At 37.3% G+C, this 24,810-nt stretch carries 22 protein-coding genes and 2 tRNA genes; 17 read left to right on the forward strand and 7 right to left on the reverse strand.

Annotated elements, in window-relative coordinates:
• The first annotated feature begins 24 nt into the window (after positions 1–24).
• The 6 genes from ACTJIV_RS00195 to ACTJIV_RS00220 all read left to right on the forward strand — a co-directional run bounded on the left by ACTJIV_RS00195 (position 25) and on the right by ACTJIV_RS00220 (position 6,379).
• Positions 25–465: a DUF6646 family protein gene (locus ACTJIV_RS00195; protein WP_440624888.1), complete on the forward strand. Its 441-nt coding sequence runs from the start codon at positions 25–27 to the stop codon at positions 463–465.
• Positions 466–568: 103 nt separating this feature from the next.
• Positions 569–2,050: an RIP metalloprotease RseP gene (gene rseP / locus ACTJIV_RS00200; protein WP_440624890.1), complete on the forward strand. Its 1,482-nt coding sequence runs from the start codon at positions 569–571 to the stop codon at positions 2,048–2,050.
• An 80-nt stretch (positions 2,051–2,130) separates the two neighbouring features.
• Positions 2,131–2,207, forward strand: a tRNA-Asn gene (locus ACTJIV_RS00205).
• 81 nt (positions 2,208–2,288) lie between these two features.
• The gene (locus ACTJIV_RS00210; protein WP_223557797.1) at positions 2,289–3,008 is read left to right on the forward strand and encodes an AAA family ATPase; all 720 of its coding nucleotides are present in this window, start codon (positions 2,289–2,291) and stop codon (positions 3,006–3,008) included.
• Between the two features lie 138 nt (positions 3,009–3,146).
• Positions 3,147–3,220 (forward strand) — tRNA-Asn (locus tag ACTJIV_RS00215).
• Between the two features lie 630 nt (positions 3,221–3,850).
• The gene (locus ACTJIV_RS00220; RefSeq protein ID WP_223557800.1) at positions 3,851–6,379 is read left to right on the forward strand and encodes a DUF5686 family protein; all 2,529 of its coding nucleotides are present in this window, start codon (positions 3,851–3,853) and stop codon (positions 6,377–6,379) included.
• A gap of 161 nt (positions 6,380–6,540) precedes the next feature.
• On the opposite strand, the gene ACTJIV_RS00225 is transcribed toward ACTJIV_RS00220, so the two are convergent.
• The 3 genes from ACTJIV_RS00225 to rplU form a co-directional block, all read right to left on the reverse strand.
• Positions 6,541–6,708 (reverse strand): bacteriocin-like protein, encoded by a 168-nt coding sequence (locus ACTJIV_RS00225; RefSeq protein WP_223557801.1) that lies wholly within the window; start codon positions 6,706–6,708, stop codon positions 6,541–6,543.
• Positions 6,709–6,907: 199 nt separating this feature from the next.
• Positions 6,908–7,165 carry a 50S ribosomal protein L27 gene (gene rpmA, locus ACTJIV_RS00230; RefSeq protein WP_111953703.1) on the reverse strand — a complete coding sequence of 86 codons (258 nt, stop codon included), beginning with the start codon at positions 7,163–7,165 and terminating at the stop codon, positions 6,908–6,910.
• A gap of 12 nt (positions 7,166–7,177) precedes the next feature.
• The gene (gene rplU / locus ACTJIV_RS00235) at positions 7,178–7,753 is read right to left on the reverse strand and encodes a 50S ribosomal protein L21 (protein ID WP_111953705.1); all 576 of its coding nucleotides are present in this window, start codon (positions 7,751–7,753) and stop codon (positions 7,178–7,180) included.
• A gap of 193 nt (positions 7,754–7,946) precedes the next feature.
• On the opposite strand from rplU, the gene ACTJIV_RS00240 reads away from it, so the two are divergent.
• From ACTJIV_RS00240 to ACTJIV_RS00275, 8 genes are all read left to right on the forward strand, one after another.
• A complete protein-coding gene (locus ACTJIV_RS00240) occupies positions 7,947–8,834 on the forward strand; it encodes a metalloprotease (RefSeq protein ID WP_111953707.1) in 888 nt (295 codons plus the stop codon).
• A 115-nt stretch (positions 8,835–8,949) separates the two neighbouring features.
• On the forward strand, positions 8,950–10,038 hold the full coding sequence (locus tag ACTJIV_RS00245; protein WP_336378070.1) for an acyltransferase family protein: 1,089 nt from the start codon (positions 8,950–8,952) through the stop codon (positions 10,036–10,038).
• Positions 10,039–10,113: 75 nt separating this feature from the next.
• Positions 10,114–10,695 carry a tRNA-(ms[2]io[6]A)-hydroxylase gene (locus tag ACTJIV_RS00250; RefSeq protein WP_111953711.1) on the forward strand — a complete coding sequence of 194 codons (582 nt, stop codon included), beginning with the start codon at positions 10,114–10,116 and terminating at the stop codon, positions 10,693–10,695.
• A 26-nt stretch (positions 10,696–10,721) separates the two neighbouring features.
• Positions 10,722–11,339 (forward strand): DUF502 domain-containing protein, encoded by a 618-nt coding sequence (locus ACTJIV_RS00255; RefSeq protein WP_111953713.1) that lies wholly within the window; start codon positions 10,722–10,724, stop codon positions 11,337–11,339.
• Positions 11,340–11,488: 149 nt separating this feature from the next.
• Positions 11,489–12,409, forward strand: coding sequence for a DsbA family protein (locus tag ACTJIV_RS00260; RefSeq protein WP_111953715.1), 921 nt, complete (start codon positions 11,489–11,491; stop codon positions 12,407–12,409).
• A 24-nt stretch (positions 12,410–12,433) separates the two neighbouring features.
• Positions 12,434–13,519: an FAD-dependent oxidoreductase gene (locus tag ACTJIV_RS00265; RefSeq protein WP_440624895.1), complete on the forward strand. Its 1,086-nt coding sequence runs from the start codon at positions 12,434–12,436 to the stop codon at positions 13,517–13,519.
• Positions 13,520–13,522: 3 nt separating this feature from the next.
• Positions 13,523–14,680, forward strand: a complete 1,158-nt coding sequence (locus ACTJIV_RS00270) for a pyridoxal phosphate-dependent aminotransferase (RefSeq protein ID WP_440624897.1) — start codon at positions 13,523–13,525, stop codon at positions 14,678–14,680.
• 162 nt (positions 14,681–14,842) lie between these two features.
• Positions 14,843–17,272 (forward strand): TonB-dependent receptor plug domain-containing protein, encoded by a 2,430-nt coding sequence (locus ACTJIV_RS00275; protein WP_440624899.1) that lies wholly within the window; start codon positions 14,843–14,845, stop codon positions 17,270–17,272.
• Positions 17,273–17,354: 82 nt separating this feature from the next.
• On the opposite strand, the gene ACTJIV_RS00280 is transcribed toward ACTJIV_RS00275, so the two are convergent.
• Positions 17,355–18,572 (reverse strand): PQQ-dependent sugar dehydrogenase, encoded by a 1,218-nt coding sequence (locus ACTJIV_RS00280; protein WP_440624901.1) that lies wholly within the window; start codon positions 18,570–18,572, stop codon positions 17,355–17,357.
• A gap of 105 nt (positions 18,573–18,677) precedes the next feature.
• Here ACTJIV_RS00280 and ACTJIV_RS00285 point away from each other — a divergent pair, with 105 nt between their 5' ends.
• From ACTJIV_RS00285 to uvrB, 3 genes are all read left to right on the forward strand, one after another.
• Complete coding sequence (locus ACTJIV_RS00285) at positions 18,678–19,049, forward strand: BlaI/MecI/CopY family transcriptional regulator (protein ID WP_223557807.1); 372 nt, start codon at positions 18,678–18,680, stop codon at positions 19,047–19,049.
• A 2-nt stretch (positions 19,050–19,051) separates the two neighbouring features.
• On the forward strand, positions 19,052–20,449 hold the full coding sequence (locus ACTJIV_RS00290; protein ID WP_440624904.1) for a M56 family metallopeptidase: 1,398 nt from the start codon (positions 19,052–19,054) through the stop codon (positions 20,447–20,449).
• A gap of 149 nt (positions 20,450–20,598) precedes the next feature.
• Positions 20,599–22,590, forward strand: a complete 1,992-nt coding sequence (uvrB, locus tag ACTJIV_RS00295; RefSeq protein WP_111953729.1) for an excinuclease ABC subunit UvrB — start codon at positions 20,599–20,601, stop codon at positions 22,588–22,590.
• Positions 22,591–22,675: 85 nt separating this feature from the next.
• Here uvrB and ACTJIV_RS00300 read toward each other — a convergent pair whose 3' ends face one another.
• The 3 genes from ACTJIV_RS00300 to ACTJIV_RS00310 are packed head-to-tail and all read right to left on the reverse strand — an operon-like array spanning position 22,676 to position 24,750.
• Entirely contained in the window at positions 22,676–22,903 is a 228-nt protein-coding gene (locus ACTJIV_RS00300; protein WP_034701224.1) for a DUF3820 family protein, read from the reverse strand.
• A gap of 2 nt (positions 22,904–22,905) precedes the next feature.
• Positions 22,906–23,988, reverse strand: a complete 1,083-nt coding sequence (locus tag ACTJIV_RS00305) for an AI-2E family transporter (protein WP_111953733.1) — start codon at positions 23,986–23,988, stop codon at positions 22,906–22,908.
• Positions 23,989–24,012: 24 nt separating this feature from the next.
• Positions 24,013–24,750: a beta-carotene 15,15'-monooxygenase gene (locus tag ACTJIV_RS00310; RefSeq protein ID WP_440624907.1), complete on the reverse strand. Its 738-nt coding sequence runs from the start codon at positions 24,748–24,750 to the stop codon at positions 24,013–24,015.
• Positions 24,751–24,810: the final 60 nt, after the last annotated feature.

Below are 24,810 nucleotides of genomic sequence, written 5' to 3' on the forward strand. Positions count from 1 at the left end.
ATCATTTTATAAAAAGTAAAGTTTATGAAGAAATTGTTTTTTGTGTTGATGATTGCTTTTTTCGGTACTGCAGCCAATGCGCAGGCATACACGGGTAAAGGCGACCAAAAAGTTCAGGCAGGACTAAGCGCCTGGGGATACGGAACCGGAGTTACCGGAACCTATGATTACGGATTGAATAAACTGATATCCGTTGGGGCCGGGCTGAATGTTTATTTTGATAATTATAAAGATCATGATAAAGATAACCGTGTTTTTGTTTTCGGAAGATTGAATTTTCATCTTAATGAAGCACTTGATTTACCTGCAAAATGGGATATTTATCCAGGTGTTGACATTGGTGTTCTTGGAAAGGATTTCGGGATCGGAGCCCATATTGGAGCCCGTTACTTTTTCACCGAGAAAGTGGGTGTTTTTGCAGAAGTCGGCAACAACGGCAGCATAGGGGTTTCTTTCAACCTGTAGAATTCACTAAATATATGACAAAGCTTCTCATTTAGAGGGGCTTTTTTATTTGGCATAGTTTTGATAATTGTTACCTTTGCAAATTAAAATCTAAAATTTATTAATGGAATTAGCAATCAAGATTTTCCAGTTCATACTAAGTATTTCTATTTTAGTGGTTCTTCATGAGCTTGGACACTTTTTACCGGCAAAATGGTTTAAGACCAGGGCTGAGAAATTCTTCCTGTTTTTCGATCCATGGTTTTCTATCTTTTCAATGAAGAAGATCAACGGAAAATGGCAGTATAAATTTCTTTCCAAAAACCTTCCGGACACAGAAACTATCGTAGTAGACGGAAAAGAGAAAGAAGTTCCTATCGATATATCAAAACTTTCAGACAACGACTGGAGAAAACATCCTGAACAGACAAAATACGGTATCGGATGGCTTCCCTTCGGTGGCTATGTGAAAATTGCAGGGATGATTGATGAAAGTATGGATAAAGAGCAGATGAAAAAACCTGCACAACCATGGGAATTCAGATCCAAACCGGCATGGCAGAGACTGATTATCATGCTGGGAGGAGTTACTGTTAACTTTTTCCTTGCCTGGATCATTTTTGGAAGTCTTTCATACTTCAACGGAGAAACTTCTTTTGATACAACGAAAGTAGAAACCCCAATGCATTATACCAATGTTGCAAAAGCAATGGGCTTTGAAGATGGAGACAAGATCTTAAAGGTAGACGGAAAAGTTCAGAACAATCTGGATAAGCTGTCTTTGGATATTTTATTAAGTGATCAAATAACTGTTTTAAGGAAAGGAAAAGAGGTTACTTTTAACACCAACGATGACGGAAAAGCACTCGCTTTTAAAGATGAAAACCCAAAAGCATTCCTGAATCCAAGATACGCTCCTGTAATTGATACTATTGTGAATCCTAAAACTGCTGAAGCAGGGTTAAAAGTAGGTGACCAGGTAGTTTCGGTAAACGGTCAGAAGATTAATTATTATGATGAACTTCAAGGTGTTGTTATAAAAAATGCAGGTAAGGCAATTAATATGGAGGTATTAAGAGCTGGCGCTGTACAGCCGCTAAGTCTCGAAGTTTCTAAGGAAGGTACATTAGGAATAGCTTCTTACAAACAGCTTGAAAAATTCGCCAACACACAGCATTTTACTGTTGTACAATCTATCGGAAGAGGATTTACAAGAAGTATTGAAAGCTTAACGTATCAGGTGAAGCAGTTTAAGCTGGTATTCAACAAGAAAGTTCAGGGATATAAGAAAGTAGGAGGTCCACTGGCGATCATTAAGAATATGCCGGTACAGAAATCTAAAGATGGTGCCGTCTCTATTAACTGGAGCTTATTCTGGAGTTTCACAGCTATGTTTTCTGTTTGGCTGGCATTCCTGAACCTGATTCCTATTCCGGGACTTGATGGTGGGCACGTTTTATTTACTTTGTGGGAAGTGATTACGGGGAAACCTGTTCCTCAAAAAGTATTGGAAAACGCACAGATGATCGGGGTTATCTTCCTCTTAGGATTGATGTTACTCATCTTCGGAAGTGATATCTTTAAAGCACTTACAGGCAGTTTATAATTTTTTTGATTTTTTTCTAAAAAATATTTGTGCGGTATAAATATTCGTCCTATATTTGCACCACTTAAAACAAAGGACATTCCTCCTTAGCTCAGTTGGTTAGAGCATCTGACTGTTAATCAGAGGGTCGCTGGTTCGAGCCCAGCAGGAGGAGCCAAAAAAGACTTACAGAAATGTAGGTCTTTTTTATTTTGCATAGATTTTGCTTGATGGAATCAGAATATGTAAAATAATTCTAATGCCTTACCTATCCCGGATTTACTTAAAAGACAATCATCCGGAAGATTTTCCTTTTAATCTTCCTTTTCTTAGTAATGGTTTAGATTTAAAACTCAAAAGCAATGTCACTTTTTTCGTTGGAGAAAATGGCATCGGTAAATCTACATTACTGGAAGCCATTGCAGAAAAGTGTGATTTCAATGTATCCGGAGGCAGCAGAAACCACAACTACAATTTCCACAAAACCGAATCAGGACTATCCGAACATCTTACACTCTCCTGGAAAACGAAAACCGGGCAGGGATTCTTTATGAGAGCTGAAAGCTTTTTCAACTTTGCAACTTATATAGATGAAGTAGCCAAAGAAGACAGAAGAGTCCTGAATGCCTATGGAGGAAAATCCCTGCATCAGCAATCCCACGGCGAAGCTTTTCTTGCCTTATTTCATAATCATTTCCAGAATGGCCTTTATATTCTTGATGAGCCGGAATCCGCTCTTTCGCCACAAAGGCAATTATCATTATTATCCATCATTCACAAATTGGAAAAAGCAGGGAAAGCCCAGTTCATTATTTCCAGCCATTCCCCGATCCTGATGAGCTATCCCGGTGCAGAAATTTATTTATTGGATAACAAAATTCAACAGGTCAGTTATAGAGAAACAGAGCATTATCAGCTAACAAAGAATTTTTTAGAATCCCCGGAACTCTATTTCCGGCATTTATTTGAAGATGATTAGAATTAATTCAATTATTTTCTGAAAATATTTCTTACTGAGATTCAACATTTTTAGTCAAAAATAGCCTTTAATCGGGGATAAAATTTGCCTGATATTAATATTCCTTTTATATTTGCATCACCTTAAACAGAGGAAAATTCCTCCTTAGCTCAGTTGGTTAGAGCATCTGACTGTTAATCAGAGGGTCGCTGGTTCGAGCCCAGCAGGAGGAGCAAAAAGACTTACAGAAATGTAGGTCTTTTTTTATGCTTTTATTTTATATTCTTAATCCATCAGAAAGTACCAATCCATCTATTAATGCTACAATCAAGAATTTATTAACAATTTTCTTAAAATAGTAAAAATGTTAGTTAAATCTTCTGTATTTAATATTAACCAAAAGCATATCACCATTACATTTTGCGGAAAAGTATACTAATCAGTAATAAACCATTGAAAATAAATGAAATACAACTGTTAGTAATTTGTGGAAAAAATACCAATAAGCTATTGGCATGTTATGGAGAATACTTTATAAGCCTGTTAAATATATGTGAATAGCCTGTTGAAAAGGCATTGATAAGTTGATGCACTCAATTAATACGTTGATAAATTGTGGAAAAAATGTTAATTGCAAATGTCAGAACATTCATTTATCAATATTTGCTTTTTGATATAGCATTTTTAACAGCGTTTGTTTCATATTAAATCCAATATTATTAAGTCATTAATTACTATAATCTTTTACTGTTATTTTCGTTACATTTGTAGTTTTATGAATTTTCGTAGAAAACGTTAAAAAAAATGATCTTTTTTAAATAAACAGCACGCTTTTTGTTTGTGCTAATTGCTTGAAGAAACAAATGATGTTAAATAACAACTCCAAATATTATAATCTATTCTTTCTGTTTTTTATATCCTGCCTGGCATACGCCCAAAACACAGCAAACGGAAGAATTGTAGATGCAAAAACCAATAAAGAAATTTCCGGTGTAGACGTCTTTATTAATGATAATACTGAACCTTTTCTAAAAACTTCCCTTGGAACCTTTAGCGTCCAGTCGGACAGTATTATTTATAAGCTGAAATTTGCTAAAAAAAATTATTCCACAGAAACCGTTACCGTCACTCCCGAAAACGCGGCCAATATTTTTGTACAGCTTTCGCAAGAAAAAGTAAGCACAATTGGTGAGATCGTTATTCACAACGAAAAGCCCAAATACAAAAATAAGAAAGAAAACCCTGCTTATGCTATCATGCAGGAAGTATGGAAAAGAAAACGAAACAATGGCTTAGAGAAATTCGACACCTATACTTATAAAGAGTACGAGAAAATCCAGTTTGACGCGAATAACCTGGACAGCGCTTTTATGAGTAAAAAGATCTTCAATAAGCTTGATTTCATTTTTGATTATGCCGATTCTACAGCCAGTGGAAAGATTGGACTCCCTATCTTCCTGAATGAATCCATTTATGAAAATTTCGGAGAAAACAAACCCGGAAAAAAGACAAAAAGATTGCTGGTTGCCCAAAAAACATCAGGATTTCAGGATAATCAGGTAATTACCATTACTGCAAAAAACCTCTACCGCGATATTAATATTTACGACAATACATTAAATTATTTCGATATTGGATTTCCAAGCCCCGTCGGGACAAACGGATTCAGCACTTATGATTATAATTTAACAGATACCATTTCTATTCATGGTGAGAATGCCTATAAAATAAGATACCAACCCAAAAGGAAAGACGTTTTAGCCTTTCAGGGCTACCTTTATATTGATACCGATAATTATGCTGTATTAGGAGCCACTTTAAAATCCACACAGAAGATCAATGTTAACTTTATCAACAGTATTTCCACGGAGCTGGAATACGACAACCCCGACGAAAATACATTTCTTCCTAAAAAGTTCATTACAGAGATAGAACTTACACCTTTCGCAAAAAAGAGGACCTCTAAAAGCATCATAGCCAAACGGTCGGTTGATTATTCTCAATATGAATTCAATAAACCTCTCGATGATAAAGTATTCACACGAAAACAGGAAGAATACGATGATAAATTTGTAGATAAAGACGATGCCTATTGGGTAAAAGCAAGACCTGACTCACTCTCAAAATCCGAACAGGGTGTCTATGAAATGCTTGACAAGCTTCAGCAGACTCCAAAATTTAACCGTATCGTTAAAATCTATGAAACACTTGCATCAGGATATTACAATGCCTTTAAAGGTATTGATATAGGTCCTATTTTTTCAATTTATGGTAAAAATGAAGTGGAAGGTGACAGGATAAGACTGGGAGCAAGAACTTACTTTGGGCAAAATGACCCATGGAGGGTTCAGTTTTACACAGCTTATGGATTTAAAGACGAAAAAGTTAAATACGGAGCCGAAGCCCGCTATATGTTCAACAGAGTGAACAGGTTCATGATCGGGGCGGGAACAAAAAGAGATATTGAACAATTAGGTGTACAGCTTACTACCGATGACGGAATCATGGCACGTACGTTTGCTTCATCTACCCTTTTTGCAAGAGGTGAAAACGCTTCTTTGAGCTCTATAAACAAGACTAATATTTTCGCTTCTATTGAACCCTGGAAAAACTTCCAGGTAAGGGTAGACGGAACATTACAGAGCATTAAATCCGCCAATCCAGATAAATTCAGCTTGATGTATTACCGCAATGGAGATTTGAGAAAAACACTTAATGATTCCCACGTTACCTTAAGTTTAATTGCAAGACCTGGAGCAAAATTTTCCCAGACAGGAGTTGACCGTTATGAGCACGGAACATTGGCTCCAACTATTATCCTGAAGTACACCAGAGGAATTGAGGGGCTTTTTAACGGCGACTTCAACTATAACCGTCTTCAATTCATGTTCTACAAGCCTATTCTGATCGGAAGCTGGGGTAAAACTATTGTTAACTTTGAAGCAGGAAAAACTTTTGACACAGTTCCTCTGGCACTGCAGAATGTAATCCCTGGAAACCAGTCATACAGCCTTGCGCAGAATACATTTTCACAACTTAATTATTATGAATTTGTAGCAGACACCTATTCAACGCTTCATCTTGAACATCATTTCAATGGAAAAATACTTTCTTTCATTCCTTTGATTAAAAAACTGAAACTTAGAGAAATTGCATTTATCAGAACCGCTTACGGAACTTTAAGTGATGCCTCTAAATCCATTAATGTGGAAGGGTTCAAATATTCAGCGCCAAGCGAACAGATCTATTTTGAATACGGTTTCGGAATTGAAAATATCGGAATCGGAAACCTTAGAATATTCAGGGTAGATTTTAACTGGCGAGGAAATTATCTCGACAGACCGGATATTTCAACATTCGGAATAAAAGCAGGATTCCAGGTAGGATTTTAAAATAAAAAGCTCCTTGTCAAGTAGACAAGGAGCTTTTTTGATCAATTACAGATGAGTCTATCTACAAAAACAGCAGGCGTAAAATTTTTACAGCAGTATGTTCTTTTAATATAAAAACCTCAGCACTGCCGAGGTTTATATTTTTCAATAACTTATTTATTCTAACATCCGCATGGATCCGGATCTATAATCATGTTACGGCACATTAATCTCTGTTGTGGAGTCCATGTGCACCATTCTACGCAAGTAGTTGCAGGAGGAGGACATGCTAAAGCACCACCATCTATTGTTCTCAATTGTTTTTTTGATAGCTTTTTTAGATTTTTCATAGTATTTTGTTTTAATTTGTTGCCTACTCTATCTGCTTTTCGGCATCCGCAAATGATTTGTTATTTGATCGTTAACAAATATATAAATATTTCACTACAATAAGAATATTAGCAAAAATATTTTTCTTTTCACAGAATTAAGCACAAAAAAAACCTCAGCCAATGGCTGAGGTTTAAATTTTATAAAACGCTTAAATAATTATGCGTTTGGCTCTACAGATACGAAAGATCTGTTGTTTGCTTTCTTTCTGAAAACTACTTTACCGTCTACTAATGCAAACAAAGTATGGTCTTTACCAATACCCACGTTTTCACCCGGGTGGTGTTGTGTACCTCTCTGTCTGATAATAATATTTCCGGCAATAGCTTCTTGTCCACCGAAAATCTTCACACCTAATCTCTTAGAGTGAGACTCTCTACCGTTCTTGGAACTACCGACTCCTTTCTTGTGTGCCATTTTATTACTGGATTATTTGTTAAGTGCTTTAAATTGATCAATATTCTTAACGATAGCAGCATCTACTTCTTCGTGAGTAAGAACATTCTTTTCTAATTCAACTTTAACCGCTTTACCTAAAGTAATTAAAGTTTCTCTGTTTTCTTTAGACTGAGACAGGTTGTTTTTCTTTAAGTGATAGTTCAGTTCGTGATCTTCACCAAAGTTAACCGTTGCGTTGTCTGAAAGAACTTCAGCCTTTACAGTTTCTTTTTTAGCAGCTTTCTTAGTACTTCCGTCAAAACCAGTGATACCAGTGATTTTAATTTGAGTTAAAGATTGTCTGTGACCGTTTTTCACCTGATAACCTTTTCTTCTTTTCTTTTTGAAAACGATTACTTTATCAGCTTTTACATGGTCTAGGATCTCTGCATCTACAGTGATTCCGTTTACAGCTGGGGCGCCAACAGTGATTGAACCGTTTACAGTAAGAAGAATTTTGTCAAAAGAAACTTTGTCTCCTTTTTCTCCTTTTAAACGGTTTACAAACAACTTCTGGTCTTGCTCAACTTTGTATTGAAGCCCTGCTATTTCTACAATTGCAAACATTGTTTATAAATTTTTAGTTATTTCGAGGTGCAAATATATGAATAAATTTCCAAATAGCTTACAATCAGTCCCGTATTTTTAGTAAAAATAATAACAAAATCCATTTCACTATGTTTTGAATAATTTTTAACATTAATATGCTCATACTTAAGAGATAATTTTATACCTTCGTTATCACCAAAAAATATTTTATATGAAAAGAAACTTTAAATTCTGCTTATTAGCAGGAGCCATTGCCGCTTTTTCATTATCAGCGTGCCGTGATGACAAAATGGAAGAATCTGTCCTTCCTGAATCTCAATCTGCAAGTGCAAAGATCGAACAACCCGGAGAACTTCAAAAAAGCTGCTCCTATGTAGATCAGTACTGGAGTTCAACCGCAGTGCTTAAAACGGGTCTTTCAAACACAACAGACACCAACTTTATGAATTCCCAGATGACTAAAATCGCCAGTCTTTGGGGAAGAAGCAATCCAACTCTTCGTTTTGTAGACGATCCTTCCAATTTCAATTCCACTTACAATGCGATCTCTTATTCCACAGGAAAAATTTATTATGGTTACGCAATCTATGCGGATGCAAAGAATAAAGGAGGAGATATCGTGAATGCCATGATCCTTGCTCATGAATACGGGCATCAGTTACAGTATATTTTCGGTCTTCCTACTGTAAACGAATCTACAGCAAGACCAAACGAACTGGAAGCAGACGGTTTTGCAGGATATTATTTAAGAAGACCAAACGGATACAACAAAACCAGTTTCGCTGAAATTGCTGCAGCTTATGAATTTGCACAGAGCATCGGTGACTACCAGACCACAAGCGCGAATCACCACGGAACTCCTCCTCAAAGAAGATCTGCAGTACGTTTAGGATTCCTTCTTGGGCAGTACGATCTTAACGCAGCCAATTTTGACTACAACTTCTTCTACTATTATCAGGGCGTGTTAAACGGCACCTACAAAATGGGCAAAAACACTGTAAATCCGGAGATCGATGCTTATATGAGCCAGTATATCGATGAACTTAGAAAGATTCAGACCGGAGAAATTTCTGAAGAAGAATTTAAGCACCTTAAATAACATTCATTTTTTAGCATATTTAACAAAGGAGACAGGCAGCAATGTTCTGTCTCTTTTTAGTTTATTGGATAAATATCCCAAACTTTATTTATTTTTGAGCCATATCCTACAACAAATGAACAGAGATCTCTATATTGATTTTGCCAAGGGAATGGCAACCCTCTCCATTATATTCATCCATACCGCTTTTTGGTCCGGACAGTTTTATATTCCTGCCGAGGTGAGAGTATTTTCCCTGGTATTTGATGTAGCCCTCTTTTATGCTTTAAGCGGAATCACATCAGGATCAAACATCGAAAAAACATTTTACAGGTTATTAAAACTTCAGATCACTTATATGATCTTTGTAACATTTCTGTTCTTTCTGGATTATTTTTTCAAGGTCTTCGGATTAACGTTCTTTTCCCTGGAATGGCTCCAGAGTTTCTATTCAACCTTTGGTTCAAAGTATGCAGCGACCAGCGTATCAGATATTCCGCAATGGCAGAATCTTGGTAACTGGTATCTTCACCAGTACACAAACGCTGATACATTCCCCGTTGTCATGGGAAGCTTCTGGTATCTGAAAGTATATTTTATACTGGCTGTTTTCGGAGTACTGATCTTAAGATTCTTCCCAAAACATGTCAACTGGTTTATAGCACTATGCCTGACACTGACTCTAATATTTAATGTTTTCCCGGAATATTATCCCGGAGGACAGGTAGGCTATGTCGCTTTTTATCTTACCATCTTTTTAATTGCCAACAGAATGCGTGGTAAAAAGATTCCTGCAAAAGCAATCCCTGTTTTATATATGATAGTCGCAGCAGCACTGATCTGGATGTTTTGGTATTATGGAAATGAGATTTTCTACAAAATCAATAAAAATAAATTTCCGCCAAAAATTCCTTATATCATTTGGTCACTGTTTTCATTAACGACATTATTTGTGCTTTATAACAGGTTAAAGATTACAAAAGAAAATTTCGTTACCTACATTGGTAAAAATGCCATATTTTTTTATTTCGCACAGGGTATAAGCTCATCACTGGTTTATTTCATTGTGGTTGCCTTACAGGAAAACATGCCGTGGTGGGTACTCATGATTTTAATTTATACCGTTAATGTAATCTTTGCTTTCATTATTGCGGCTGGATTGAAAAAAGTGGATGATACAGGCTGGAAAATTCTGGAATTTTTAAGAAAAAAAACAGCTTCTTAACGCTTTAGCAATCAATTTGAAATAAAATAATTTTTCTTATCGCAATTTATTTTAATTTTACAGAAAATTCAAAGCATGTTTAAGTTGAAACTTCCCACCGATCCAAGGTGGGCAAATATTGCAGAGGAAAACATTGAAGAAATTTTAACGGATCACGCGTGGTGTGAGCAAAAAGCAGCAACTAATGCTATTGGCTTAATCACTATGCTTCCCGAATATCCTGAAATTGTTACTGAGCTTCTCGCCATTGCGCAGGAAGAGCTGGATCATTTCAATCAGGTTCATGAGATCATTAAAAAACGGGGGTATACTTTTGGGCGTACTAGAAAAGATGACTATGTAAATGAACTTGTGAATTTCATTCAGAAAGGAGGCAACAGAGATGATCTCATTGTTGACAAAATGCTTTTTGCCGCTATGATAGAAGCCAGAAGCTGTGAAAGATTTAAAGTTCTTACTGAAAATATTAAAGATGAAGAGCTGAAGACATTTTATAAAGAGCTGATGATCTCTGAAGCTAACCATTATACAACATTTATAGGATTTGCGAGACAGCTTGGAAATCCCGAAAAAGTAAACAAGCGCTGGGACGCATGGCTGGAATATGAAGCCAATATCATTAAATCTTACGGAAACAAAGAAACAATCCACGGTTAAAAAAATAAAAAAGTAAAGAATCCACGTTGAAAAAACTGACCTTCGAAAATATTGCCAATTTTTTTCTGAAAAATTTCTTTCAGGGGTTGGTTATTATTGGTCCAATCGGACTTACTATTTTTGTGATCTGGTATGTTGTAAGCGCTGTTGACAACATTATTCCTTCTGTCGCAAAAGAGATTCCGGGTCTTGTTTTTGTTTCAACGATACTTATCACAGCAGTTCTGGGATATCTCGGAAACAAATTTGTCGTAGGTAAATTCTTTTTCGATACTATGGATAGCCTTCTGGAAAAAATTCCGGGAGTAAAGCATATTTATACCCCTACAAAAGACGTTATGTCATCATTTGTAGGAGACAAAAAGAAATTCAACGATCCTGTCTGGGTAAAGACAAATGAAAATCCGGAGATTTGGAGAATCGGCTTTCTGACTCAAAAAGAAATGTCAGACGTTGAAAAACATAATTACGTGGCAGTATACCTGCCCCATTCCTACGCCATTTCAGGCTGGGTAATTGTTACTGAAGAAAAAAACATCAAACCTGTAGTGGGAATGACCGCAGCTTCTGCCATGAAGTTTGCAGTGAGTGGTGGTGTCGCAGGGTTTCATTCGGACGACAATATCTTTAAAGCTCCGGAATAATTCTACTTTATTATTCTTTCAATAATAACCGGTCTGGTTATTATTCCTTTGTCCTGCCCAAATATTATGTTAACCAAAAAAACTTCATTTTGGACATTTTTACCTACCTACTTTTATTCTTTAATTTACTTAACTCAAACAACAATAATATGAACAAGAATCCTCTTCTAAATTGTGATCCGGAAAAAGGAATATGCGAAATCCTGGAAACACAAGATTCAGAATACTCAACAGAACAGCTTCAGGGTACTAAAGATAAAATCACCATTATTTATTACACAGATCCCATCTGCTCTTCCTGCTGGGGAATTGAAGCCCAGCTGAGAAAAATGAAATTAGAATATGGCAATTCGGTAGAAATAGATTACAGAATGGGAGGGCTTTTACCATCATGGGATATTTACAATTCCGGAGGGATCAGTAAACCAAGTGATGTTGCCGGCCATTGGGAAGAGGTAAGCCCTTATTATAAAATGCCGATTGAGGGAGGAGTCTGGCTGACAGATCCTTTAAATTCTTCCTATCCCCCATCCATTGCTTTTAAAGCAGCACAAATGCAGGATAAAAAGAAAGCTGTAAACTATATGAGAATTATCCGTGAAATGGTTTTTCTTGATAAATTAAATATTACAAAATCCGAGCATCTTGAAAAAGCAGCGGAAATGGCAGGATTAGATGTAGCCCAGTGGAAAGAGGATTATGAATCCAAAGCTCAGATCGAATTCAAAAAAGATCTGGACCTTGGAAGACAGCTTGGGGTAAGAGGATTCCCTACTTTGATCTTCACCAAAGACGATGAAATCTTAGACATTCTCTACGGTTTTAAACCTTATACAGATTTTGAACGCAGAATAACAAAAATAAGCCCTGACGCAAAAAAACAGGAATATTCTACAGAACCAGACCAGTTGTTTGCAGTTTATCCTACTCTAACCACCCAGGAATTTGCGGTTCTTTCCAATATCTCTTTCGATAAAGCATTTGATACGCTCAAGAAACTTACTGAAGAAAACAAAGTCTCCCGCAAAAAATACAAAAACGGAGATCTTTGGATTTGTAATAAAAACTAATAACACTATTTAAAACTAATAAGGATGTATAAAGTTGCAATCATAGGAGCGGGAGTTTCCGGATTGAGTATGGCAAATTATTTGGAAAAAAATAATATTGATTACCATATTTATGAAAGAAGAACTCAAAATGACCTGAAGGGACACGGATTTATCCTTCCCAAAGAAGGCATTGAATACCTTTCCAATATCATTAATATTGATGATCTCTACAAAAAAGGCCAGTTTTTAAAAAAGTATCTTCACTACCATCAAAATGGCGAGATTCTTTCTGAAAAAGACCTTGAAGATGTTTTTGTCGTTTCAAGAAGTACCCTGATAGAGATTTTGGCTGAAGGCATTCCTTCCGATAAAATATCTTATGATACAACAGTTACCCTGAATGGTTTTTCCGGCGGGAAATCCTGTATAACCCTCAATGACGGCACATCCTTAGAAGCTGACATTATTATAGCTTCAGACGGTTCAAGAAGCAGAATCAGAAGAAAAATTTTTGAAGATGAAAAAATGAAAGCCGTTTTAGAAAATGAAGTGGTCAATATTATTGAAAATGAAGAAATTGCCAGCAAGCTTGAAAGTAATTTTTTGAAATTTCATCATGAAAACGGAGGCCTTACGTTCGGAGTATTAAAGCTTTCCTCTACAAAAATACTATGGTACTGCCAGTTTGATATTACCCGGTTTTTCATCAATGAAGATTATACTCCAGACTGTATCAAACAATTCATTGTTGATAATTTCGGAGACTGGAATCCTCTTATGTCCTCGATTATCAATGATTCCAGTTATGAAAATGCCCACATATGGAGGGTGTATGAATTGGAAAAGCTCAATCCTTTTTATCACGAAAATATTGTATTTATAGGCGATGCAGCTCATCCTCTGATTCCTTTTACAAGCCAGGGTGTTACTTCGGCTTTAAAAGACTCTTATGTTTTAACAAGCCTTTTACTGGAAGGCAATACTCTTCCGGAAACTTTCCAGAAATATGAGGAAGAGAGAAAAGCAGAAATTGAGATCCACATCAAAAACGGAAGAACACTACTGAACCAGTTCCTGCTTCCATTAAACGAGCAGCAAAAAAACACCTTACCAATTTCATACAAATAAAAAATGTTTACAAATAAAGATATCAATTTTGAGGCCCTGAAAAGAAAAGCGTATAACGGAAGATGGGCAACCCTGGAAAACGGGATTATTCCTTTAACAGCAGCAGATCCGGATTTCAGAATGTCTCCCGAGATCGAGCAGGGAATTATTGAATACATCAAAGACGGATACCTCAGCTATGGTCCGTTTTCAGGAATTCCTGAATTCAAAAAGAGCGTTGCAAAACACTTCAATACGGAAAAGAACGGAAGTTTTACCCCGGAAAATGTTTTAGCAGTGAACAGCGCTGCCCAGGGAATGTTTCTGGTCGCCAAATATGTTTTAGGCCCCGGAGATGAGGCTATTATTTTCGATCCGGTGGATTTCCTGTTCAAAAAGACAGTGGAAGCAGCGGGGGGAAACATCAAATTATGTGCTGTTGACTCCAAAACAGGAGAGATCGATTTTGAAATGCTGACTTCTTTAATCTCATCAAAAACAAAACTGATCAGCATCTGTAATCCTCACAATCCGGTGGGAAGGGTTTATTCAAAAGAGATTTTAATAAAAATTTCAGAAATAGCTGAAGCTCATAATCTATGGGTAATGAGTGACGAGATCTGGAGTGATATCGTTTATGACAAGAAAGAATTCAATACGTATTCTTCAGTCTCAGAAGCTGCAAAAAAGAAGAGCTTTACTGTTTTTGGATTTTCAAAATCATTCGGGATCGCCGGTTTGAGAATTGGAGCTGTTTTGTGTAATGATCAGGAACTTTTGGATGATTTTACCGAAAAATCCCAGTTCAATTCTACCATTGAGGGTGTTTCTACATTATCTCAGATTGCAGCAAGTGTGGCTATTGAAAAGGCCAAGCCGTGGTTTAATGATTTCCTTGAGCATTTGCAGCACAACAGGGATCTTGCCTATAGCATGTTGAGTAATTCCGGTATTTTAACCCCGAATTTACCTGAAGCAACGTTTGTTATTTTCCCGAAAATTGAAAACGGATTTTCAAGTGAAGCCTTTACACAGCACGTTTTAAAAGAGGGAAAAGTAGCTGTTGTTCCAGGCTCTGAAAGATGGTTTGGAAAAGGTGCCGAAGGTCATATCAGGATTTGCTTTTCTACTTCCAGAGAAATTCTGGAAGAGGGACTTAGCCGCATAATCAAAAGTTTTTAAAGTTAATATTTTTCATTATTACAAGCATATTGATTAAAATTTTTCTTTATTTAATTAAAATTTAACTTAATTTAAATAATTCTTACACAATAGCATATTTTCATATTGATTTGAGATTAAAATTCAATATTTTTGATACAATCACTAACTTAAATATGAAATATGAAATTAAAGTACACAAGTGTTCTTTTTTTGGGAACAGTTTCGATGTTGTATTCGCAAAATACAAATGATACGATTTCCAAGGAATCAAAAATAGAGGAAGTTTCCATTACCGGAAGCCGGAATAAAAAAAGGACCGTCACCAACACTCCTGTTCCCGTTGATGTAATTGATATTAAACAAGTTAGCCAGTCGACGGGACAGATAGAAGTGAACCAGCTTCTTCAATTCAGTGCCCCTTCCTTCAATTCCAATAAACAGTCGGGATCAGACGGCGCTGATGCAACTGACCCAGCAACCCTTCGTGGACTTGGCCCGGATCAGACCTTGCTTTTACTGAACGGAAAAAGATATCACCAATCCTCACTGATCAATGTTTTTGGAACAAAAGGAAGAGGAAACACAGGATCGGATATGAACACCATTCCGATCGGGGCGATAAAAAGGATTGAAGTGCTTCGGGACGGAGCCTCAGCACAATACGGATCTGATGCGATAGCCGGGGTTATCAATGTTATTCTTAATGACCGCAGTCAGGGTTTTGAGGGCAATGCCTTTTATGGAATGAATCTTTTTAAAAGCCCGGGAAACAAAGATGTAGTGTCGGATCATAAAGTAGACGGAACTACTTTCGATTTCAGCGGAAATCTGGGAACCAAAATAGGCAACAAAGGAGGTTTCGGTAATTTCACTGTTGAATTTGTCAATAAAGACCGTACCATACGGAATGCCAATCCGGAAAAGTATTCATCTCCAAGGGAAAGGTTTGGGGATGCAAAATCACAGAATATTTATTTCTTCGGAAATGTAGAGCTTCCTCTGTCTGACGGGTTAAAATTTTACTCCCGCCAGGGATTTTCCTATCGTAAGACGAATGCCTATGCATGGACAAGATCACCGGATGCCGACGGAAATATCCCTGAAGTTTATCCTAACGGTTTTAATCCTATAGAAGATACCAGCATTACAGATTTCACTTTTGACAACGGTCTGAAATTCAAAGTTGCTAGCTGGGATGTCGATTTTTACAATGCATTCGGAAGCAACAGGTTTACTTATCAGATAGACAATACAATTAATGCCACTCTGGGAATAAAATCTCCTACGAGTTTTAATGCCGGTGGACATTCTCTTTTGCAGAATACAACAGGTTTTAATGCTTCAAAACAGTTTAAGGTATTGGAAGGTTTAAACGTTGCTCTCGGATCCGAATTCAGATATGAAGAATTTGAGATTATTAAAGGAGAAGAAGCATCATATGCAATGTATGACGTTAACGGAAATATTGTAACACCTGACACTCCTGAAGGTCTCTTTGTTACCAATCCATTATCCGGCGATGTGCGCCCCGGCGGCTCGCAGGGATTTCCTGGATATTCACAGGAATTTAATAAAAACAGAAATAATTTTGCTGCTTATGTAGACACTGAACTGGATATCACCAAAGACTGGATGATCAGCGTGGCAGGAAGGTTTGAAAACTACAGTGACTTCGGAAGTACTTTGAATGGTAAATTCGCAACCCGGTATGCCATTACTCCTCAATTTGCATTCAGAGGTTCTGTTTCTACAGGATTCAGGGCACCTTCTCTGGCACAAAAGTATTACAGTCTTCAGTTTACGAACTTTCAAGGAGGAAATCTTGTAACGATACAGCTTGCTGCTAATGATAGTGATCTGGCAAAACTCATAATTCCTCAATTAAAACAAGAGACATCTTTGAATGGTAGTGCAGGGTTTACATTTAATACTGGAAAATTTACCGCTACAGTAGATGGCTACTATATTAAAGTTAAGGACAGAATAGTTCTGACAGGAAATTTCACTCAAGAAGATGATGCTATCGGTGATATTCTGGCGGCCAATCATATTGATCAAGCACAGTTTTTTTCTAATGCAATAGATACCAGAACAAAAGGGGTTGATATTATATTAAGCTACACGGAAAATATTGGTTCGGGAAAGCTTTCCGCTACTTTAGCAGGGAACTACAATGACATGGAAATCACTAAGATCAATACTTCAGAAAAGTTAAAAGGAAAAGAGGACATCTACCTGAGTGCGAGAGAAAGAGCATTCATTTTAGCGTCCGCTCCCAAAACAAAGGTCAATCTGAACTTAAATTACAAAATTGATAAGTTCAATGCCAACCTTCAGCTGGTAAGATTTGATAAGGTAAAGCTGATAGGCTACAACGGTGCAGATGACTACCAGCTTTATGGAGCAAAAGTAACAACCGATTTATCTTTTGGTTATGAATTTTCCAAAAGCTTCAATCTTACTATTGGAAGCAAAAACCTGTTTAACCGTTATCCTACATTACAAACTGCCGCTGTAGACGGTAATACAGAATCCGGAGGCATTTTCGATCCTGTACAGATGGGTTTTGCAGGAAGACAGGCTTTCGCAAGACTTAATTTTAAGTTTTAAAATAAGTATAAAGGGCTGTATCAACGTAAAGAATAATCAACAGTTTGATTTTGTTGAAATAATCTGCTGATACAGCCTCTTTTTATTTTTTAGAGATTTTATAGAGCTTACCACTGTCTGTAACGGCATACAGGCTGCCATCCATTCCATCCAGCACATCTCTGAAACGTTCTTTCTGGTCAGCAAGAAGGCGTTCTTCGCCCACCACCTTATTATCTTTCATAACAATCCTGTTAATATGCTCGCCACTTAAACACCCGATGATAAGATTTCCTTTCCATTCCTCAATATTTCCGGTATAGAACGTGACTCCGCTCGGAGAAATTACAGGATCCCAATAATAAACGGGCTGTTCTGTTCCCTCTTTTTGGGTTATACCATCTCCCACTTTAGCTCCGGAATATTCAATTCCATAGGTTACATCTCCCCAGCCATAATTTTTCCCGGGTTGTATCAGATTGATTTCATCACCACCTCTGGGGCCCATTTCAACATCCCAAAGCGTTCCGTTTGGATCTATTGCCATTCCCTGCGGATTCCTTACGCCATAGGCATAAATTTCCGGCTTATATCCCTGTTTTCCAATAAACGGATTTCCTGGAGCCGGTTTTCCGTCTTTTGTAATTTTTAATATTTTTCCTAAATAATTATCTGTTTTCTGGGCATACACTCTTGTCTGTTTGTCAGATCTTTCCCCTGTACTTACAAATAGATTTCCGTCCCTGTCAAAAGCCAGTCTGCTCCCATAATGCTTATCGCCATCATAGGAAGGTTCTGCACGGAAAATAACTTTAACTTCTGAAATATTTTTAAGATCTGCCGAGAGCTTTCCTTTTGCCACCGATGTCAGATTTCCTTCACCAAATGGTTCTGAAAAACTAAAATAAATAATATTATTCGTCTTAAAATCAGGATCAAGGGCTACATCCAGCATTCCTCCCTGCCCTTTTGAATCTACTTTGGGGAATCCTCCGATTTTAGAAACCTGTTTCCCATCTGTTGAAACCACATTCATATGGCCGTTTTTATCGGTAATAAGAAACCTTCCATCGGGAAGATTTACAATTCCCCATGGCCTGCCAAGGTCTTTATTAAGGACTTCAACTTTATAGGCTGTTGTGGTTTTTACAGCTTTAATTCTGGTTTGTCCATTAAAAGCTGGTTTGTAATCTGTATTCGGTTTTTCGGTTTCTACACTACCGTCGTTTCCTGTCTGCTGGGCATTTGCATTGTTCTTCTTACATGAAGATAAAAGTAAAAAAACACTGAGTGCCGGTACATAAATTGGGGTGAATTTCATAGCGTTGTGATTAGTGGTTAAAAATAAATGGAAAAATAGTGCCACAAAAATTTGCAGGTGAAAATTTTTATTCTACATTTGTAGAACAAATTACAACATTGTAGAATGAAAGAGATAAAATTAACCGATTCGGAAAAAAATCTTATGGAAATCCTTTGGGAAAAGAAGCGAGTTTTCATGAAAGACATTCTTGATTCGTATCCGGAACCCAAACCTGCCGCGACAACCATCGCCACACTGCTGAAAAGGATGCAGAATAAAGACCTGGTAGGTTATACATTGTATGGAAATTCCCGTGAATACTATCCAAAAGTAGAGAAAGGGGAATATTTTAATGAGGAAATGACCTCTATGATTGACCGTTTTTTCAACAGCTCGGTGACTCAGTTTGCATCATTTTTTACTTCTAATGCAAAGTTCAGTCAGAAGCAGTTGAAAGAACTCCGTGATATAATCGACCAAAAGATAAAAGAATAAACATGTTCATCATTGTTCTAAAAATGTTGCTGTGCTCTTCAGTATGTATTGCTGTATATTACCTGTTTTTGGAAAAAGAAAAAATGTACCGGTTTAACAGGTTTTATTTGCTTGTTTCTTTGATTTTCTCTCTTGTGATCCCATTCATTTCCATCACAGTACAGCCTCCAAAAACAGTGAATAAGTCTGAGATCATATTTGAAGATGCCGCACAACAGATCATCCAGACACAGCCTGCCCAGGAAATTTTTGATTGGATAAATCTGGTGTGGTTCATCTACGGAGCCGTTGCTCTTTTCCTTTTAATAAAAAGTATCTTGTCAATTATAGCTATCAGAAACGTACAGGGTGAAAAGATGATCTACCAGAATTATACTGTTAAGGTAGCTCATGAAAACCTTCCTCCGTTTAGCTTTTGGAATACCATTTATTTAGGTAGGAGTTATATAAAAAATAATATAATTGATCCAAGGATCTTCCTGCATGAAAAAAACCATATTGACCAGAAACACAGCATAGATCTTATTTTTATAGATATCCTGAAAATTTTCACATGGTTCAATCCAATTCTTCATATTTATAAAAAAGCAATCATTACCAACCATGAATTTCTTGCAGACGAAGCTGTTTTGAACAGGAAATACGACATTAAAGAGTACCAGAATCTGATTCTTGATGAGATTATCAATATCCAGAACCCGCCTCTTACCCATTCATTTAATTTTAACAACACCAAAAAACGATTTATTATGATGACAAAGAAAAAATCCAGATTCACTGTCCTGAAAAAAATGGCAGGAATCACAACTCTCATTGCAGCAACAGCTCTATTCGCAGAAAGAACATACGCAGTCAATCCTATTGCTCCTTACAACCCCCAAAAAGTGGGCGCAGGGACTGTAGAAAATGTGGAGTCTCCTCAAGTCACTTCAACTAACTCTGGTTATTTTGAAAAAATAAAAGAGAAGCCCAGTAAAGCAGTGGAATTCAAGAAAGAAAGTACAAAAGCCGCTGCAGATACTATCTCCCCAAAGAAAACAGCACAAGCAAATAGTAATGAAGGTAATAACACAAATGTAAACCAACAACAGGATAGGGATTTTGTTCAAGCAGAATTTCCAGAAGGAGCAAAATTACTTCGCTCAAAAATTGGGTCAATGCTTGACACAAGTATATTTGACGGAAAAGAAAAACTGGTAAAATCAACAGCACATATACATGTTGATGAAACCGGAAAAATAAGTCAAATAACAGCTTCCGGTGATAATGAGGCATTCAATAAAGAAATTGTTAAAACCGTTACAGCAGTAAATAACGGAATGGTATGGAAGCCTGCAACAAGAAATGGAAAAGCGACAGCAAGCATCTTCACATTGCCTATGTCCATGAGTTTTCAGTAAGATGAATTAACAAGCGCTATAAGTTTAGCGCTTTTTTATTTTGTATACTTTACGGACAGAGAAAAAAAACACAATTAAAACATTCACCTTCAAATACTTTATGAAGGCTAAAAATTTCTTTCGTATTTTTGTTGTATACATCATTTCCTATGAATTTTAATCTTCAATCAGAATATAAACCTACAGGCGACCAGCCACAAGCAATCGAAAAGCTTACAGAAGGCATTGAGATCGGCGAAAAATACCAGACCCTTCTTGGTGTAACGGGCTCCGGGAAAACCTTTACTGTCGCAAACGTTGTACAGAATGTGCAGAAACCCACATTGGTCCTTGCCCACAACAAGACTCTGGCAGCACAGCTATTCATGGAGTTTAAGGAATTTTTTCCCGATAACGCTGTTGAGTATTTTGTCAGCTATTATGATTATTACCAACCGGAAGCCTATATTGCAACAACCGGGACTTATATTGAGAAAGATCTGAGTATTAACGAAGAAGTAGAAAAACTACGTCTCTCCGCAACAGCCAGCCTTCTTTCAGGAAGAAGAGATGTACTGATTGTAGCCTCTGTTTCATGTATTTACGGTATCGGAAACCCTTCAGAATTTCATAAATCACTTATCACATTAGCTATTGGAGAAAAAGTAACGAGAACCGCACTCCTCCATTCTTTAGTTAACGCGTTATATGCCAGAACATTGGGAGACTTTCAGAGAGGTACGTTCCGGGTAAAAGGAGATGTTATTGATGTTTTTCCGGCATATGCTGATAATGCAGTGAGGATTCAGTTTTTTGGAGATGAAATCGAAAAAATCCAGAGTTTTGATCCTGTAAGTGGAAATGTAGAATCCAATTTTGATCAGATTCAGATTTATCCCGCGAACCTCTTTGTGACATCAAAAGAAACTCTAAACGGAGCTATCAGAAGCATCCAGGACGATATGGTAAAGCAGGTAGATTTCTTTAATTCTATTGAAAAACCCCTGGAAGCTAAAAGACTTCAGGAAAGAACAGAACTGGATCTTGAAATGATCAAGGAACTGGGCTACTGCTCAGGGATTGAGAACTATTCAAGATATCTTGACGGAAGGCTTCCCGGTTCAAGACCATTCTGCCTGATTGATTATTTCCCGAAAGACTTTTTAATGGTTATTGATGAAAGCCACGTTACTATTCCCCAGGTTCATGCCATGTACGGTGGTGACCGGAGCAGAAAAGAAGCTTTGGTAGAATATGGCTTCAGACTTCCAGCCGCTATGGACAACAGGCCGCTTAAGTTTGAGGAATTTGAAGCCATGCAAAACCAGGTGATCTATGTTTCTGCAACACCAGCTGATTATGAACTGGAGAAAACCGGAGGAGCTTATATTGAGCAGATCATCCGTCCAACAGGGCTTCTGGACCCTGTTATCGAGGTAAGGCCAAGCCTAAACCAGATTGATGACCTGATGGAGGAGATCCAAAAAAGAGCAGACGCTGACGAAAGAGTTCTGGTTACCACCTTAACGAAGAAAATGGCCGAAGAACTTACCAAATACTTCATGAAATTCGGGATCAGGACAAGATATATCCATTCAGATGTAGAAACGTTGGAACGTATCCAGATTATGCAGGACCTACGTTTGGGGATTTTTGATGTACTCATCGGGGTCAATCTGTTAAGAGAGGGACTTGACCTTCCGGAAGTGTCTCTGGTAGCCATTCTGGATGCTGATAAAGAGGGAATGCTCAGAAGCCGAAGATCGATGATCCAGACGGTAGGACGTGCAGCAAGAAATGTTAACGGAAAAGCAATCATGTACGCCGATAAGATCACAAAGTCCATGCAGGCCGCCCTGGATGAAACCGAATACCGTCGTAAGAAACAAATACAGCATAATGAAGCCAATGGACTTGTTCCTCAGGCCTTAAATAAAAAGATCTCAGAAAATCTTGTGGGAAGAAGTAAAGACTTCCCGGATCCGAAATACACCCAGAAGGAGATTCTTCAGAAGGCAGCTGAAACAAAAGCCAGCTACGGAGATAAAGACATTGAAAAAATCATTGTCCAGAAGCAGAAAGAAATGGAAGCTGCCGCTAAAAATCTTGATTTCATAAAAGCAGCCAAGCTTAGAGATGAAATCACAGCTTTGAGAGAATAATAGATTGTATTATAATAATTTTTAGGGCCGCATCTTCGATGCGGCCCTAAATTTATACTTATTTGTCAATCAGAAAGACTCTTCCTTATCTTAAAGAAGCTCTGATTGGTATCAGAAGGTCCATCAGGCCATTGAGCTTAATTTCGTAAACGGTTGAAAGCTGCATTCCTAATTTTCCTTTAGGCATACCCTTTCTGTTGAACCACTCCAGGTAGCTTACCGGAAGGTCAGCAAGCACTGTTCCTTCATATTTTCCAAAAGGCATCTTTACGATGCAGATCTCTTTTAATATTTCTGAATTTACGCCTTCCACTTTTATACAATTAAATTAACTTTTTCTTCATCATCATTATCCGGCAGTTTAAGATCTGGCGGTGTGTCTTCATCTGAAAATTCATTCCTGTAAACCTGGATCAGAAGCAGGGTAAATGAAATAAGGATCGGTCCGAAAATCAGTCCCATAAAGCCAAATAAATTCATTCCCATAATAATTCCGAACACAGTATTCAACGGATGAATATTTTCAAGTTTCTTTAAAAGGGTAAATCGAAGCAGATTATCCGTAAGCCCGACTACTATCAAACAATAGGCGGCCAAACCAAGTCCCTGCCCCGTATTGCCTTCAGCAATCATAAAAATACATACCGGAATATACACAATAGCTGCACCTACAACAGGAACCATTGAAGCAGCAGCTGTTAAAGCAAAAAGAAGAACCGGACTGGGTGCTCCAAAGATAAAGTACCCTATCAGTGCTACGATTCCCTGCCCTAAGGCTACAACAGGAATTCCAATCGCGTTGGCCATGATCAGCTTTCTAAGCTTATCGCCGATCAAAGAAATATTAGCTCTTTTTAATGGAGCGGAAGAGCTCAGGATCTTCTCAAACAGTCTTGGCCTATCCAGCATAAAATAAAGAATAAAATACATGGACATTACCACAGTAAGGGTATTAAATGTACCACTTAATGCTGATGTAGAAAACTTTCCTGCAGAATTCTTTACTTTATCCATATTCTCTTTGCTGAGAATATCAAAACTTGTTTTTGAGTAGATGTATGAGTGTATTTTATCCAGAAATACATTGAATTTGGTCATATAAACCTGGGCATTTCCCAGCTTATCGATCAGAAGGTCGGCAATAAAATAGATTGGAAGAATAAGGATAATAAGACTGGCCAGCATCAAAACAAGCGATGATTGCCAGGATTTCCATTTTTTTTCTTCCTGCAGATAGAAATTATATCTTCTACAGACCACATAAATAGTGATCGCTCCAAGTACTGATGGTATGAACAGTGAAAGATTAAAACAGATTAATCCGGTAAGCACCAGAATTATAGCCAGCAGGGCAACTTGTTTTATCGCAACATTGCTTATCTGTTTATCTTTATCCATTGTGTTCCTATCTTATTATTTTATTTATTTCTTAAATTCGATTTGTCTCGGTTTTCCTAAAAAAGCACAATAAGCAGAATACATGACGATCATCATAAAAGGAGCCGTTAAGATAATACCAATACCGCATAAAACAATTCCGGCAATAGAGATCAGTCCTCCCAATACGGTAGTACCAAGAAACGTTCCATAATTTTCTTTGGCAATGTTAAAAGACTTCCCTAATGCTTCAGTAGCCGATGCATTTTCGAATAATAGAATAGGATACCCCAATAAAAGGAAAGGATAAACAAAAATAAACGGGAAAAAGCACAGCGCCATCGCAACACTTGAAATAATCCCCGAAAGAATACTGTAGATCAGGATATTTACAAAATTCTGCTTATATCCGATGAAAAGGTCTGCAAAATCGATCTGATTTTTAGTATTGTATTTATTCACTATATAGATCAGTCCTACGTATAATGGAGCCAATAAAATCCCCAGAAGACCGGACAATGAAAGATAAAGCGAAAATCCCGGAGCATTCCAGTAGCTGAAATTAGAGTAATCTCCACCTGCATCTTTCATTTCTTCCATCATGGACGCAGAATTGAACCCGCTGACAGACTGAATGATGAATCCTCCTATAAGGTAAATTATCATCGCGACGATTCCGTAAAGAAAAACGCCTTTATACATTTCAAATGAATGCGAAATAATGGATCCTGTATCCCTGTTTGGAACAGATCCCTGTTGATCAAATTCGTTAAATTCTGACATAGTTTAATATTTAATGGTTTCACCAAATTTAACTTTTTTTGGCATAAAAACATATTAAAC

This window comes from Chryseobacterium sp. 22532, assembly GCF_052044665.1.
GTDB classification, from domain to species: domain Bacteria; phylum Bacteroidota; class Bacteroidia; order Flavobacteriales; family Weeksellaceae; genus Chryseobacterium; species Chryseobacterium lathyri.

Coding starts and splice junctions, on each gene's coding strand:
- ACTJIV_RS00275 (WP_440624899.1), top strand. CDS start 14,843: ATGAAATTAAAGTACACAAGTGTTCTTTTTTTGGGAACAGTTTCGATG.
- ACTJIV_RS00290 (WP_440624904.1), top strand. CDS start 19,052: ATGTTCATCATTGTTCTAAAAATGTTGCTGTGCTCTTCAGTATGTATT.
- ACTJIV_RS00305 (WP_111953733.1), bottom strand. CDS start 23,988: ATGGATAAAGATAAACAGATAAGCAATGTTGCGATAAAACAAGTTGCC.
- ACTJIV_RS00225 (WP_223557801.1), bottom strand. CDS start 6,708: ATGAAAAATCTAAAAAAGCTATCAAAAAAACAATTGAGAACAATAGAT.
- rseP (WP_440624890.1), top strand. CDS start 569: ATGGAATTAGCAATCAAGATTTTCCAGTTCATACTAAGTATTTCTATT.
- ACTJIV_RS00285 (WP_223557807.1), top strand. CDS start 18,678: ATGAAAGAGATAAAATTAACCGATTCGGAAAAAAATCTTATGGAAATC.
- ACTJIV_RS00240 (WP_111953707.1), top strand. CDS start 7,947: ATGAAAAGAAACTTTAAATTCTGCTTATTAGCAGGAGCCATTGCCGCT.
- ACTJIV_RS00265 (WP_440624895.1), top strand. CDS start 12,434: ATGTATAAAGTTGCAATCATAGGAGCGGGAGTTTCCGGATTGAGTATG.
- rpmA (WP_111953703.1), bottom strand. CDS start 7,165: ATGGCACACAAGAAAGGAGTCGGTAGTTCCAAGAACGGTAGAGAGTCT.
- ACTJIV_RS00250 (WP_111953711.1), top strand. CDS start 10,114: ATGTTTAAGTTGAAACTTCCCACCGATCCAAGGTGGGCAAATATTGCA.
- ACTJIV_RS00210 (WP_223557797.1), top strand. CDS start 2,289: ATGCCTTACCTATCCCGGATTTACTTAAAAGACAATCATCCGGAAGAT.
- ACTJIV_RS00310 (WP_440624907.1), bottom strand. CDS start 24,750: ATGTCAGAATTTAACGAATTTGATCAACAGGGATCTGTTCCAAACAGG.
- uvrB (WP_111953729.1), top strand. CDS start 20,599: ATGAATTTTAATCTTCAATCAGAATATAAACCTACAGGCGACCAGCCA.
- ACTJIV_RS00280 (WP_440624901.1), bottom strand. CDS start 18,572: ATGAAATTCACCCCAATTTATGTACCGGCACTCAGTGTTTTTTTACTT.
- ACTJIV_RS00195 (WP_440624888.1), top strand. CDS start 25: ATGAAGAAATTGTTTTTTGTGTTGATGATTGCTTTTTTCGGTACTGCA.
- rplU (WP_111953705.1), bottom strand. CDS start 7,753: ATGTTTGCAATTGTAGAAATAGCAGGGCTTCAATACAAAGTTGAGCAA.
- ACTJIV_RS00260 (WP_111953715.1), top strand. CDS start 11,489: ATGAACAAGAATCCTCTTCTAAATTGTGATCCGGAAAAAGGAATATGC.
- ACTJIV_RS00270 (WP_440624897.1), top strand. CDS start 13,523: ATGTTTACAAATAAAGATATCAATTTTGAGGCCCTGAAAAGAAAAGCG.
- ACTJIV_RS00220 (WP_223557800.1), top strand. CDS start 3,851: ATGATGTTAAATAACAACTCCAAATATTATAATCTATTCTTTCTGTTT.
- ACTJIV_RS00245 (WP_336378070.1), top strand. CDS start 8,950: ATGAACAGAGATCTCTATATTGATTTTGCCAAGGGAATGGCAACCCTC.